Below are 12,405 nucleotides of genomic sequence, written 5' to 3'. Positions count from 1 at the left end.
AGGGGCCCGGTCCGCCGCGGCGGACCGGGTGTCCCGCGCCGGCGGCCGTCAGCCCCCCGTCCAGCTCCCCGGGGTCACGGCAGGCCCCGGCGGCCGTACGCCCGCCCGCCGCCCTCTGCTCCCCGCCTTCCTTCCCGCCTGCCGCCCCACCGGCCCGCCCCTCTTCCCCGGCTCCTCGCGCCGCGGCCCGTTCGCGGCCATGCCCGCCGCCGTCGGCATGAAGTCACTGAGCGGTTCGTGGGCCTCGCGCACCGGGGACCGCAGCAGGCGGAACCGGGTCAGGGGTGTCGCGGGGGCGACGATCGGCGCCACGCGCTCGGCCGGGCGGCGGCTGTTCGCCGAGCCCTCGGAGCGGTCGTAGACCCGGAACAGGACCACGCCCATCCGCTGGAGCCGTCGAAGCGGGCCGGAGACCGGGCTCCACCACCGGGCTGCAGACCTGTTCTCGAACACGTTCAGGTCGCTCGCGCGGCAAGGGGACGGGGCCGGAGACGCCCGGCCGACGGACGGCTCGCACCGGCCCGCGACGAGCGCCTGACGCGCCGGGAGGGGCGGGTGCGTCAGGGTGAACGGCGGCACCTCCGCACGGCTGCGCACCTGCGCGGCGCGGGAGGGCCGCCCATGCCGGACCCACCGAAGGAGAAGACGCCGTGAAGAAGATCGCCGCCCGGCTCTGGCACCGCATCGGCGGCCCGCTGCAGTGGCGCCTGCTGTGGCTGGCCAACCCGAAGTTCATGGTGGGCGTCACCGGCGTCGTACGCGACGCGGACGGCAACGTGCTCCTCCTCAGGCACCGCCTGTGGCGCGCGGACCGCCCCTGGGGGCTGCCGACGGGGTACGCGAAGAAGGGCGAGACCTTCCGGGAGACGGTCGTCCGCGAGGTGCGCGAGGAGACCGGACTCGACGTGCGCGTCGGCGAACTCGTCCGTCTCACCAGCGGGTACCGGCTACGGGCGGAGGTCGCCTACGAGGCACGGCTCACCGGCGGCATGCTCGAGATCGACCCTCTCGAGGTCCTGGAGGCGAGGTGGTTCGCGCCCGGCGACCTGCCCGAGGGGCTGCAGGAGTCCCACCGGTCGCTGATCGGGCGCGAGTCCGCCGGGCCTTCGGGCGATTGACGGGGCCGCCTGGGAACTCCGCTCCGCGTGGCGGATGATGGAGCCCTCACCGCACGGCGCGGTCCGTCGCGCCGCACCACACCGATACGGGGGACCACCGCTTGCTGACCGGATTACTCAGGAGACATCTGGCCCCCTACCGGGGAGCGATCACCGCCCTGGTGCTGCTGCAGTTCCTGCAGACCTGCGCCACCCTCTACCTGCCCGCCCTCAACGCGGACATCATCGACGAGGGCGTGGTGAAGGGCGACACCGGCCGCATCCTCGCCCTCGGCTCCGTCATGGTCGCGGTCACCGTCCTCCAGGTGGTGTGCAACGTCGGCGCCGTCCTCCACGGCGCGCGAACCGCCGCGGCGCTCGGGAGGGACGTCCGGGCCGCGGTCTTCGACCGCGTGCAGTCCTTCTCGGCGCGCGAGGTCGGCCGCTTCGGCGCCCCCTCGCTGATCACGCGGACCACCAACGACGTCCAGCAGGTGCAGACGCTGGTGCTCACGGGCTTCACACTCATGGTGTCGGCTCCGATCATGTGCGTGGGCGGCATCCTGATGGCCCTGCGGCTCGACGTGCCGCTGTCCGCGGTGCTGTTGGCGACCGTGCCGGTGCTCGGCGTCTGCGTGGCCCTGGTGGTACGGCGCCTGCGACCGCTGTTCCGTGCCATGCAGACACGGCTCGACACGGTGAACCGGGTGCTGCGCGAGCAGATCACCGGCAACCGCGTCATCAGGGCCTTCGTGCGCGACGCGTACGAACGCGAACGCTTCCGCACCGCCAACTCCGAGCTGACCGAGGTGTCGCTGGGCACCGGGCGGCTGCTGGCGCTGATGTTCCCGATCGTCATGACCGTGGTGAACCTCTCGTCCGTCGCCGTGGTCTGGTTCGGCGCGCACCGCATCGACGGCGGGGACATGCGGATCGGTGCGCTGACCGCGTTCCTCGCCTACCTCATGCAGATCGTGATGAGCGTGATGATGGCCACCTTCGTGTTCATGACGGTGCCGCGTGCAGAGGTGTGTGCCGAGCGCATCGAGGAGGTCCTGACCGCATCCACCAGTGTCGTGCCGCCCGCGCAGCCGGTGCGGGAACTGTCCCGCCGCGGCCGGCTGGAGATCCGCGGGGCCGGGTTCCGCTACCCGGGCGCCGAGGAGCCGGTCCTGCGCGATGTGCGCCTGGTGGCCGGGCCCGGCGAGACCACCGCGGTCATCGGGTCGACCGGCAGCGGGAAGTCGACCCTGCTCGGCCTGGTGGCCCGGCTGTTCGACACGACCGGCGGCGAGGTCCTGGTCGGCGGCGTGGACGTACGCGACCTGGACCCCCCGCTGCTGGCCAGGACGGTGAGCCTGGTACCGCAGAAGCCCTATCTGTTCTCGGGGACGGTCGCGACGAACCTGCGCTACGGCAACCCGGAGGCGACGGACGGGGAACTGTGGCACGCCCTGGAGGTGGCCCAGGCGGCCGACTTCGTCCGGCGGATGGAGGGCGGGCTGGACGCCCCCGTCTCACAGGGCGGGACGAATGTCTCCGGCGGCCAGCGGCAGCGGATCGCGATCGCGCGCGCTCTGGTGCGGCGCCCGGAGATCTACCTCTTCGACGACTCCTTCTCGGCCCTGGACTACGCCACCGACGCGGCGCTGCGCGCCGCGCTGGCACGGGAGACCGCCGAAGCGACGGTCGTGATCGTCGCCCAGCGGGTGTCCACCGTCCGCGACGCCGACCGCATCGTCGTCCTCGACGAGGGCCGGGTCGTGGGCATCGGAGACCACCACGAGCTGATGTCGGTCAACACGACGTACCGGGAGATCGTCCTCTCCCAGCTGACGGAAGCGGAGGCCGCCTGATGGCCATGGGCCGGATGACGGCCGGAGCCCCGAACCAGCGGTCGGCGGACTTCGGGGGTTCCGCCCGGCGGCTGCTGGCGCGGTTCCGGCCGGAGAGGACCGCGCTGTCCGGGATGCTGCTGGCCGTGGTGCTGAGCGTGGCGCTGTCGGTGGCCGGGCCGAAGATCCTCGGACGGGCCACCGATCTGGTCTTCGCCGGGATCGTGGGGCGCGGGATGCCTGCCGGAGCCGACCGGGAGCAGGTCCTGGAGGACATGCGCCGGGAGGGCCGGGACGACGAGGCCGACATGCTCTCGGGCACGGAGTTCACCCCCGGCGAGGGCATCGACTTCACCGCCGTCGGCGAGGTCCTGCTGCTGGCCCTGGGGGTGTTCGCCGCGGCCGGGCTGCTGATGGCCGTGGCGACCCGCCTGGTGAACCTGGCGGTGAACAACACCGTCTTCCGCCTGCGCGAGGACGTGCAGGCGAAGCTGTCCCGGCTGCCGCTGTCGTACTTCGACGGCCGGCAGCGCGGTGAGGTGCTCAGCCGGGCCACCAACGACATCGACAACATCGGGCAGACCCTCCAGCAAACGATGGGCCAGCTGGTCAACTCGCTGCTGACCGTGGTCGGGGTGCTGGTGGTGATGTTCTGGATCTCGCCGCTGCTCGCGCTGGTCGCGCTGGTGACCGTGCCGCTGTCCGTCGCGGTGGCCCGGTGGGTCGGCAAGCGGTCGCAGCCGCAGTTCGTGCGGCAGTGGCGCTCCACCGGCAGGCTCAACGCCCACATCGAGGAGATGTACACCGGGCACGCCCTGGTGAAGGTCTTCGGGCGGCAGGAGGAGTCGGCCGCGACGTTCGCCGAGCAGAACGGGGAACTGTACGAGGCCTCGCTCCGGGCCCAGTTCAACAGCGGGATCATGCAGCCGCTGATGTTCTTCGTCTCCAACGCCAACTACGTCCTGGTGGCCGTGGCCGGCGGTCTGCGGGTCGCCTCCGGCTCACTGTCGATCGGCGACGTGCAGGCCTTCATCCAGTACTCGCGGCAGTTCTCGACACCGCTCACCCAGATCGCGTCGATGGCCAACCTGGTGCAGTCGGGCGTCGCCTCGGCCGAGCGGGTCTTCGAACTCCTCGACGCCGGGGAGCAGGAACCCGATCCGGTGCCGGGCGAGCGCCCCGGCACCGTGCGCGGCAGGGTCGTGCTGGAGAAGGTGTCCTTCCGCTACACCTCCGACAGGCCGCTCATGGAGGACCTGTCGCTGACGGTGGAGCCGGGGCAGACCGTGGCCGTGGTCGGCCCGACGGGCGCGGGCAAGACCACCCTGGTCAACCTCCTGCTGCGGTTCTACGAGACGACCGGCGGGCGCATCACGCTGGACGGGGTGGACATCGCCGCGATGCGGCGGGAGGAACTGCGCTCGCGGATCGGCATGGTGCTGCAGGACACCTGGCTGTTCGGCGGCACGATCGCGGAGAACATCGCGTACGGCGCCTCCCGCGACGTGACGCGGCAGGAGATCGAGGAGGCGGCGCGCGCGGCCCACGCCGACCGCTTCGTGCGCACCCTCCCCGACGGCTACGACACCGTCCTCGACGACGAGGGCTCGGGGGTGAGCGCCGGCGAGAAACAGCTGATCACCATCGCGCGCGCCTTCCTGTCCGATCCGGTGATCCTGGTGCTGGACGAGGCGACCAGCTCGGTGGACACCCGTACCGAGGTGCTGATCCAGCAGGCGATGGCGCGGCTGTCCCACGGCCGCACCAGCTTCGTGATCGCGCACCGGCTCTCCACCGTCAGGGATGCCGACACCATCCTGGTGATGGAGGACGGCTCGATCGTCGAACAGGGCGGGCACGAGGCGCTGCTGGCCGCGGACGGCGCGTACGCGCGCCTGTACCGGGCGCAGTTCGCGCAGGCCGCGGCGGAGGTCGACTGACCCCTGACCGCATCCCGGTCAGGGCCGGGATGCGGGGCCGGCCGCGCTGGTCCACGATGGAAGGCGTGACCGACGAGACGCCGTCGCAGCCCCCGATCATCGTCTGGGGCGTGACACACGGGGAGCGGCCGTTCCGCACGGTCCAGCTCAGGGACGGGACGGTCGGACTCGCCCATGACATCACCGACGTGGTCCGGCTGGCGTACGACGCGGGGCTGAGCCCGGTGGACCTGGACGACCCGGCCACCGTGCGGTGGGTGGGCGGGGGCAAGTACACCTGGACCTGATGCCACCGCCCCGCTCAGGGAGCCCGGCACCGCCTCACACGTCGTGCCCCCGGGCGGCAAGCCACCGGTGGACCGCGGCCTTGTCGGCCACGCTGACGTGCGCGGGCCCCTGCCTGGAAGGTCCCTCGTCCTGGTTGAACCCGGTGTCGGTGACCCGGGCCGTCACCCAGTCGGCCAGTTCCCTCGCGGCGTCGGAGGACAGGCGGCCCTGTTGCCACTCCTGCCGGGCCCGCCCGGCCGCTTCCGCGTCATGGCGGGCGGCCTCCTCCAGCCAGACCGGCACCAGACGCCGGACGGCCTGTTCGTCCGCCGGGTCGGTGGGAGGTGTGCTCGGTGAATCGTTCATGGTTCGACGTGTGACCGGCCGGGCCGGATGCCATGCCGGATTCCCCCGTCCATGCCCCGGCAGGGTCAGCGAAGAACCCGCGGGGACCAGCGACGAAGCGGTGGGGAGTCAGCGGATGTCAGCGGGGAAGAGTCCCGGCGCCGCCGCCCGGGCTGGTCTCCGGCGCCCACCACCACACGGTCCGCGCCACCGCCCCCTCCGGCCGACGAAACGGTCCAGCAGCCACACAGCGCCGTTCAGACCCCAGGTGAGCAGGGCCGGGGCGGCGATGGGCGCGACCACCAGGCCGAGGATGAGAACGATGGTTTCCGTCACGGTGCCTCCTGAAACAACCGAACCGGGCTGTCATCGACCGATGCCCCGTACGGAGGAGAACACTCCTGCCGGCTCGCGGCCGCCCCGGCCGGGCCTCGCGGTGCGGGCACCGGGCCGGGGGCGTCACCCTGGCTGGTCGCTGTCCTTCAGGGAGCCCCAGCCGTGCCAGCGGTCGATCTCGATCCAGGCGCTGACGCGGCGGCGGTCCCGCCGCGGATACGGCTCGCCGAGGTAGTGGCGGGCCAGCCGGTCGATGTCGGCGAGCTCCGGGTCGTCGCGGATCTCGGCCACGCGGCCGATGAGGCTGAGGTGCGTGTACCAGTTGCCCTCGTCGAGCACGGTGAGGGTGACACGGGGGTCGTTGCGCACATGCCGCAGCCGTTTGCGGGCCTCGTCCATGTTGACCAGCACCCGGCTGTCTTCCCACAGGTACCAGGTGGCGGTGGACACCGGCTGGCCGTCCGGCCGCAGGGTCGTGATGACGGCCGGGTTGGCCTTGCCCAGCATGGTCACGGCCGCTTCCGGAAGCGGTGGTTTCGACATGGATGGCTCCCCTCGGCACATCGCTGCACGTCGCTGTACGCCGTCCGACCGGCATGGTCCCGCTCAGCATCACACACCGCCGGCGCCGATCACGGGAGCACGCACGGGCGCGGGCGGCGGGGAGCGGCCAGGGCCGTGGTACCTCCGTCAACGTCCGGCCGGGGGACGCCCCGCTTCGGCGGGCTCCGGCCCTACGAGTCCGCCACCGTGGAGCCGACCGCGGGCAGCCTGCCGGCGCTGTACACCGACGGCCTGCTCAAGGAGGGCCGCGGCTACGGCGACCCCGACGCGCGCATGGGGCTGCTCACCTCCGCGCTGCGCGGCCCGGAGCCGCCGCCGGAGCCGTCGCTGGAGCGGATCTGCGCCCGGGTCACCGGCGCCCTGCCGCCCGGCGGCCCCCGGGACGACGTGGTTCTGCTGCCGGCCCGTGCGCACGTGCTGCCCGCCGACCGGGTGGCGTCCTGGGAGCTGCCCTCCGACCCGTCGGTGGTGTCCGGGGCCAGGACGCTGGCACGGCGGCAGCTGGACGAGCGGAACCTGCCGGACCCGGAGTACGGCACCGGCCTGTTGGTGAGCGAACTGGTCACCAACGCCGTGCGGTACGGCGGTGGGGGCCTGTACGGCTGCGGCTGCTGCGCGGCGCGTCCCTGCTCTGCGAGGTCTCCGACCGCAGCAAATCCTCTCCCCGCATCCGGCGTGCCGGAGTGGCCGAGGAGGGCGGGCGCGGCCTGTTCCTGGTGGCGCAGTTCACCAGGAACAGGGGGTGCGCCACATGCAGCGGGGCAAGACGGTGTGGGCCGAGCAGGTACCGCACTCCGGCCGGGAGGAGCACGCTCCGGAGGAGGCGGGGGAGCAGGCGTCGCTGGCCGTGTTCGACGACCTCGGCTGAAGACGGCCCGGTGCCCGCCGGAGCGACGGCTCACCGGGCCGGCAGAGCGGCGGGTCAGTGCGGCCAGACCGGCGGTTCGGTGGTGAAGTGGCCGCCCAGACAGGCGTGTTCCGGCCTGTCCGGATCGAGTTCGCCCTGTTCGGCGATGAGCTTGGCCGCATACGGCTCGGAGTCGTCCTGCGGCTCGTATCCCAGGGCCCGTGCCGAGGTGAGGTCCCACCACAGCCGGGTGTTGGCGGAGGAGCCGTGGACGACGGTGTGCCCGACACCCTCGGCGGTCAGGGCGGCGTGCAGCAACCGGGCCCCGTCGGCGGGGCTCATCCAGACCGAGAGCATCCGAACCGTCGTGGGCTCGGGGAAGCAGGAGCCGATGCGGACGGAGACGGTCTCGATGCCGTGCCGGTCCCGGTAGAGCTGGGCCAAGTCCTCGCCGAAGCACTTCGACAGCCCGTAGAAGGTGTCGGGGCGGCGCGGGGTGTCCACCGGAATCAGCGGATCGCCCTCGCGCGGACGGGGGGTGTAGCCGACGGCGTGGTTGGAGGAGGCGAAGACGACGCGTCCGACGCCCTCCTCGCGGACCGCCTCGTAGAGGTTGTAGGTGCCCTCGATGTTCGCCCGCACGATCTTCTCGAAGGGGGCCTCCAGGGAGATCCCGGCGAGATGGATGACGGCGTCCACGCCTCGTACGGCCTCGCGCAGCGCCGTCCGGTCCGCGAGGTCGGCGGTGATCGTCTCCTCGGCCCGCTCCCCCGCTCCGGGGAGCGGTTCGACGGGGGCGACGTCGAGGAGCCGGAGGGTGTAGCCGTAGGAGGGGAGCAGGCCCCGCATCAGGGTGCCGAGGCCGCCCGCGGCGCCGGTGAGCAGGACGGTTCTGGGGGCGGGCATGGGCTGTCTCCTCGGTGCGGTGGGGAGGCCGGCGCGCACACGCCGAGCGGGATCGACGAAGGAGCGATTCACCGAACGTCATTCACAACTGTGGAGACGGTAGGAGCTCGCCCCAACATCGTCAAGTATATGGGAAAGCGCTTTCTCGCACTCTTGCGCGGGCAGCACTCCCGCGATGACAGACCACCTTGACCGCGGCGAACCACTGTCCTACGGTAGCGATGTTCATAGATATGGACAGTGGTCGTGAGTGTGTACACCATCTGCCGCCCCGCGACACCCAGGGAGTGCCGTGACCACACCTCCTCTCGCCGCCCGGCTCGACGGCCTGCTCTTCTTCCCCGTCACCGCGTACGGACCGGACGACGCCCTCGACACCGACGTGTTCCGCGCGCATGTGCGCGGCGGCATCGACGCCGGTGCCGCCGCCGTCTTCGCCTGCTGCGGCACCGGCGAGTTCCACGCCCTGACCCCCGAGGAGTTCGGCGCATGCGTCTCCGCGGCGGTGACGGAGGCGGCGGGACGGGTACCGGTGGTCGCGGGCACCGGCTACGGAACCGCCCTCGCCGTGCGGTACGCCCGTACCGCCGAGGAGGCGGGGGCCGACGGGCTCCTCGCCATGCCCCCCTACCTGGTCGCGCCCGACCAGAAGGGGCTGCGGGCCCACTACACCGCCCTCGCCGACGCGACCGGACTGGACGTCATCGTCTACCAGCGGGACAACGCCGTCCTCGCTCCGGCCACCGTGGCCGAACTCGCCCGCCACCCCAGGATCGCGGGCCTGAAGGACGGCGTCGGCGACCTCGACCTGATGCAGCGGATCGTCAGCGCCGTACGCACCGCGGACCCCGGCCGCGAGTTCCTGTACTTCAACGGGCTGCCCACCGCCGAGCTCACCTGCCCCGCCTACCGGGGCATCGGGGTCGGCCTCTACTCCTCCGCCGCCTTCTGCTTCGCGCCGGAGATCGCAGTCGCCTTCCACCACGCCTTCACCGGGGGCGACGACGCCACCGTGCGCCGACTCCTCGACGGCTTCTACCGCCCCCTGGTGGAGCTGCGGAACAAGGGCCGCGGTTACGCGGTCTCGCTGGTCAAGGCCGGGGTACGCCTGCGCGGTCTGGACGTGGGCGGAGTGCGGCCGCCGCTGAGCGAACCGGACGGCGCGCACATCGATGAGCTGTCCGCCCTGATGGAGCACGGACGCACCCTGCTGGCCTGAGACGGGCGCGGAGGCCCGGACAGGGCCTCCGCGTGGGCACCTTCTCCCGGCAGGGAATGGAACTACGTCCATGTCCATGAACTTCGCCCCGGGCGCTCGACCCCCCTCAGCCTTCTCGTCGATCCATCCTTTCGTGCGTATTGACGCCCCGTGAGGGCGCTTCTACTGTGACGGCACATATTCATAGAGTTGACAGAAGTTCATATCTATGAACAAAAGGAGCCGTCATGGCCGCACTGGACTGGACCGTGCTGGGCGCGTACTTCCTCGTGATGGTGGGCATCGGCCTCTGGTCGAGGAAACGCATCCACACCATCGCCGACTTCTTCACGGCCCGCGGCCGTATCCCGTGGTGGCTCTCCGGGATATCGCACCACATGTCCGGCTACAGCGCGATCATGTTCGTGACCTTCGCCGCGGTCGCGTACGACCACGGCGTCACCGTCTACTTCTGGTGGCCCCTCACCATCGGCCTCGGCATAGGCATCGGCGCCTTCCTCTTCGCCGCGCGCTGGAACCGGCTGCGCGCCAGACACGGCGTCAACTCGCCGCTCGCCTACCTCTCCGTCCGCTACGACCTGCCCACCCAGCAGGTCCTCGCCTACAGCGGCACCGCACTCAAGGTGGTGGACATCGCCGCGAAGTGGGTGGCCATCGCCCTGCTGCTCCAGGGGTTCACGGACATCCCGCTGGTGTGGGGCATCGCCCTGACCGGCGCCTGCACCATGCTCTACATGGCCTTCGGCGGCCTGTGGGCCGACGTCCTCACCGACTTCGGCCAGTTCGTCATCCAGGCCGTCGCCGGGTTCGCGATGCTCTTCGCCCTCTTCGCCCACCTCGACGGGGTGGCCACGCTCTGGACGATGTGGGACGACCTCCCGGCCGACCGCGGCGACCCGGTCAGCGGCCCTGTCACCACCGGGCTGATCATGGCGTTCCTGCTGGTGAAGACCTTCGAGTACAACGGCGGCATGTGGAACCTGGCGCAGCGCTACATGGCCGCGCCCTCCGGCTCCCGGGCCAGGAGGTCGGCGCTGCTCTCCAGCTTCCTGTGGATCGTGTGGCCGTTCATCCTCTTCGTCCCGATGATCGCCGCCCCTCTCGTCGTCCCCGGTCTGGACGACGGCGAGAGGTCGTACATCATGCTCGCCCAGGAGCTGCTGCCCGCCGGCCTCATCGGACTGCTCCTGGCCGGTTTCTTCTCCCACACCATGGCCATGGTGGCCTCCGACTCCAACGTCATCACCGCCGTCATCACCCGCGACCTCGTCCCGGTGATCGTCCCCCGCGTACGGCGCCTGACGGAGGCCGGCCAACTGATGTTCGCGCGGGTCACCACGGTCGCCTTCGTCACCTTCAGCATGGCCCTCGCCCTCCTCGCCGACCCGGACGGCTTCATCATGACGGTCGTGGTGAGCATCGTCGCCGCCACCATGGGACCGATCTCCATTCCGCTGATGCTGGGCCTGCTGCCCTGGTTCCGGCGCCACGGACCGCGCGCGGCGCTCACCTCCTGGGCGGGTGGACTGGCGGTCTGGGCCTACCTCTACCGGGGAGTGGAGGACGCCGGCCAGACCGCGAGCGTCGGCCTGCCGGTCCTCACCTCGCTGACGCTGTACATCGTCGTCGGGCTGGTGCGGCCCGAGGGCAGCACGGCGCGCGACGCGCTGCTCGACTCCCTCGGCAGCGACCCCTCGGAGGCCGAACGGGCCGAGGTGGAGCGCAGGCTCGTCGACCATCCGCCCTCCTCCGACGGCGACACCGTGTCGGGCACGGTCACCACCCGCTGAACGGGAGCCGCCCCGGGAGCGCCGCGCCCGGGGCGCCGTCGCACCCGGGAGCGGCCATCTCCGTCACTCGGTCCCCGGCATCCCGGAGACGGGGCTCCCACCGACCCCCATACGGAGCTATCGTAAATACCAGGCAAACCAGACAGAAGAAACAGCCCAACCCATGGACAGTAGGTGTCTGCGATGTTCCAGGGACTCGCGGCGGCGGGGATCGTGCTGCTCTGCGCCTGCGCCGTCTACGTCGCACTGGCGGCCCGGGTGGTCAAACAGTACGAGCGCGGAGTGGTCTTCCGGCTCGGGCGGGTCATGAAGGACGTACGCCCACCGGGCTTCACCATGATCGTTCCGTTCGTCGACCGGATGCGCAAGGTCAACCTGCAGATAGTGACCCTGCCGGTGCCCGCACAGGAGGGCATCAGCAGGGACAACGTGACCGTCCGGGTCGACGCCGTCGTGTACTTCAAGGTCGTCGACCCCGTCGACGCGATCGTCCGGGTGGAGGACTACCGCTTCGCGGTCTCCCAGATGGCGCAGACCTCGCTGCGCTCCATCATCGGCAAGAGCGATCTGGACGATCTGCTGTCCAACCGGGAGAAGCTGAACCAGGGCCTGGAGCTGATGATCGACAGCCCTGCCGTGGGCTGGGGCGTCCACGTCGACCGGGTCGAGATCAAGGACGTCTCCCTGCCGGAGACGATGAAGCGGTCGATGGCCCGCCAGGCGGAGGCCGCCCGCGACCGGCGGGCCCGCGTCATCAACGCCGACGCGGAGTTCCAGGCGTCGAAGAAGCTGGCGGAGGCCGCGCAGCAGATGGCCGACACGCCGTCCGCGCTGCAGTTGCGGCTTCTGCAGACGGTGGTGGCGGTCGCCGCCGAGAAGAACTCCACCCTGGTCCTGCCCTTCCCAGTGGAACTGCTGCGGTTCCTGGAGAGGGCGCAGCAGGGCCCCCAGCCGGGCGAGGCGCCCTCCGCACAGGCCGCGGTCCCGCCCGCGCAGGCCCCGTACGCGGCCGCCTCCTCCGCGCGGGCCCCGGCAGACTCCGGGAGCGACGGACAGAGGGCCGGGGGAAGCTGAGGCACGGCCCCGGCGGCCCGGTCCGCACCCGGGCCGCCGGGCGCCGCGGACGTACACGGCCGCAATCGCCACGGGACACCTCGCCCCCTCGGACGGGCCCGCCGATGGCACACCCGACACTGTCGGCCGAAGAGGACCACATCGCTTTCCGGTCCCGGTGAGACGTCCGGACGGGGCGGCCCCGT

13 protein-coding genes are annotated in these 12,405 nt (G+C 71.6%); 8 read left to right on the top strand and 5 right to left on the bottom strand.

The genetic code is table 11. From position 1 onward, the window contains the following. Window positions 1-48 precede the first annotated feature (48 nt). Entirely contained in the window at window positions 49-453 is a 405-nt protein-coding gene (locus tag ACGRHY_RS25260) for a hypothetical protein (RefSeq protein WP_394637601.1), read from the bottom strand. A 197-nt stretch (window positions 454-650) separates the two neighbouring features. On the opposite strand from ACGRHY_RS25260, the gene ACGRHY_RS25255 reads away from it, so the two are divergent. From ACGRHY_RS25255 to ACGRHY_RS25240, 4 genes are all read left to right on the top strand, one after another. Then, window positions 651-1,118, top strand: coding sequence for an NUDIX domain-containing protein (locus ACGRHY_RS25255; RefSeq protein WP_394637600.1), 468 nt, complete (start codon window positions 651-653; stop codon window positions 1,116-1,118). A gap of 101 nt (window positions 1,119-1,219) precedes the next feature. Continuing rightward, window positions 1,220-2,953: an ABC transporter ATP-binding protein gene (locus ACGRHY_RS25250; RefSeq protein ID WP_394637599.1), complete on the top strand. Its 1,734-nt coding sequence runs from the start codon at window positions 1,220-1,222 to the stop codon at window positions 2,951-2,953. After that, on the top strand, window positions 2,953-4,872 hold the full coding sequence (locus ACGRHY_RS25245) for an ABC transporter ATP-binding protein (protein WP_394637598.1): 1,920 nt from the start codon (window positions 2,953-2,955) through the stop codon (window positions 4,870-4,872). The genes ACGRHY_RS25250 and ACGRHY_RS25245 overlap by 1 nt, the downstream gene beginning before the upstream one ends. Window positions 4,873-4,928: 56 nt before the next feature. Then, window positions 4,929-5,159: a hypothetical protein gene (locus tag ACGRHY_RS25240; RefSeq protein ID WP_394637597.1), complete on the top strand. Its 231-nt coding sequence runs from the start codon at window positions 4,929-4,931 to the stop codon at window positions 5,157-5,159. Between the two features lie 34 nt (window positions 5,160-5,193). On the opposite strand, the gene ACGRHY_RS25235 is transcribed toward ACGRHY_RS25240, so the two are convergent. The 3 genes from ACGRHY_RS25235 to ACGRHY_RS25225 all read right to left on the bottom strand — a co-directional run bounded on the left by ACGRHY_RS25235 (window position 5,194) and on the right by ACGRHY_RS25225 (window position 6,363). Next, window positions 5,194-5,505, bottom strand: coding sequence for a hypothetical protein (locus ACGRHY_RS25235; protein WP_394637596.1), 312 nt, complete (start codon window positions 5,503-5,505; stop codon window positions 5,194-5,196). 108 nt (window positions 5,506-5,613) lie between these two features. Then, window positions 5,614-5,820, bottom strand: coding sequence for a hypothetical protein (locus ACGRHY_RS25230; protein ID WP_394637595.1), 207 nt, complete (start codon window positions 5,818-5,820; stop codon window positions 5,614-5,616). A 123-nt stretch (window positions 5,821-5,943) separates the two neighbouring features. Beyond that, window positions 5,944-6,363 carry a PPOX class F420-dependent oxidoreductase gene (locus ACGRHY_RS25225; RefSeq protein ID WP_394637594.1) on the bottom strand — a complete coding sequence of 140 codons (420 nt, stop codon included), beginning with the start codon at window positions 6,361-6,363 and terminating at the stop codon, window positions 5,944-5,946. A gap of 763 nt (window positions 6,364-7,126) precedes the next feature. Here ACGRHY_RS25225 and ACGRHY_RS25220 point away from each other — a divergent pair. Then, on the top strand, window positions 7,127-7,252 hold the full coding sequence (locus tag ACGRHY_RS25220; RefSeq protein WP_394637593.1) for a hypothetical protein: 126 nt from the start codon (window positions 7,127-7,129) through the stop codon (window positions 7,250-7,252). A 54-nt stretch (window positions 7,253-7,306) separates the two neighbouring features. Here the strand turns inward: ACGRHY_RS25220 and ACGRHY_RS25215 are convergent, their stop codons facing one another. Continuing rightward, window positions 7,307-8,137, bottom strand: coding sequence for an NAD-dependent epimerase/dehydratase family protein (locus ACGRHY_RS25215; protein WP_394637592.1), 831 nt, complete (start codon window positions 8,135-8,137; stop codon window positions 7,307-7,309). A 292-nt stretch (window positions 8,138-8,429) separates the two neighbouring features. Here ACGRHY_RS25215 and ACGRHY_RS25210 point away from each other — a divergent pair, with 292 nt between their 5' ends. The 3 genes from ACGRHY_RS25210 to ACGRHY_RS25200 all read left to right on the top strand — a co-directional run bounded on the left by ACGRHY_RS25210 (window position 8,430) and on the right by ACGRHY_RS25200 (window position 12,220). Further along, window positions 8,430-9,356 carry a 5-dehydro-4-deoxyglucarate dehydratase gene (locus ACGRHY_RS25210; protein WP_394637591.1) on the top strand — a complete coding sequence of 309 codons (927 nt, stop codon included), beginning with the start codon at window positions 8,430-8,432 and terminating at the stop codon, window positions 9,354-9,356. Window positions 9,357-9,583: 227 nt separating this feature from the next. Further along, window positions 9,584-11,146 (top strand): sodium:solute symporter family protein, encoded by a 1,563-nt coding sequence (locus ACGRHY_RS25205; protein ID WP_394637590.1) that lies wholly within the window; start codon window positions 9,584-9,586, stop codon window positions 11,144-11,146. A 183-nt stretch (window positions 11,147-11,329) separates the two neighbouring features. Continuing rightward, window positions 11,330-12,220 (top strand): slipin family protein, encoded by an 891-nt coding sequence (locus ACGRHY_RS25200; RefSeq protein ID WP_394637589.1) that lies wholly within the window; start codon window positions 11,330-11,332, stop codon window positions 12,218-12,220. Window positions 12,221-12,405: the final 185 nt, after the last annotated feature.

This window comes from Streptomyces shinuiensis (genome assembly GCF_043660855.1).
In the GTDB taxonomy this organism is placed as follows: Bacteria; Actinomycetota; Actinomycetes; order Streptomycetales; family Streptomycetaceae; genus Streptomyces.
The sequence above is the reverse complement of the archived record's forward strand: the minus strand, read 5'-3'. Positions and strand labels throughout refer to the sequence as shown.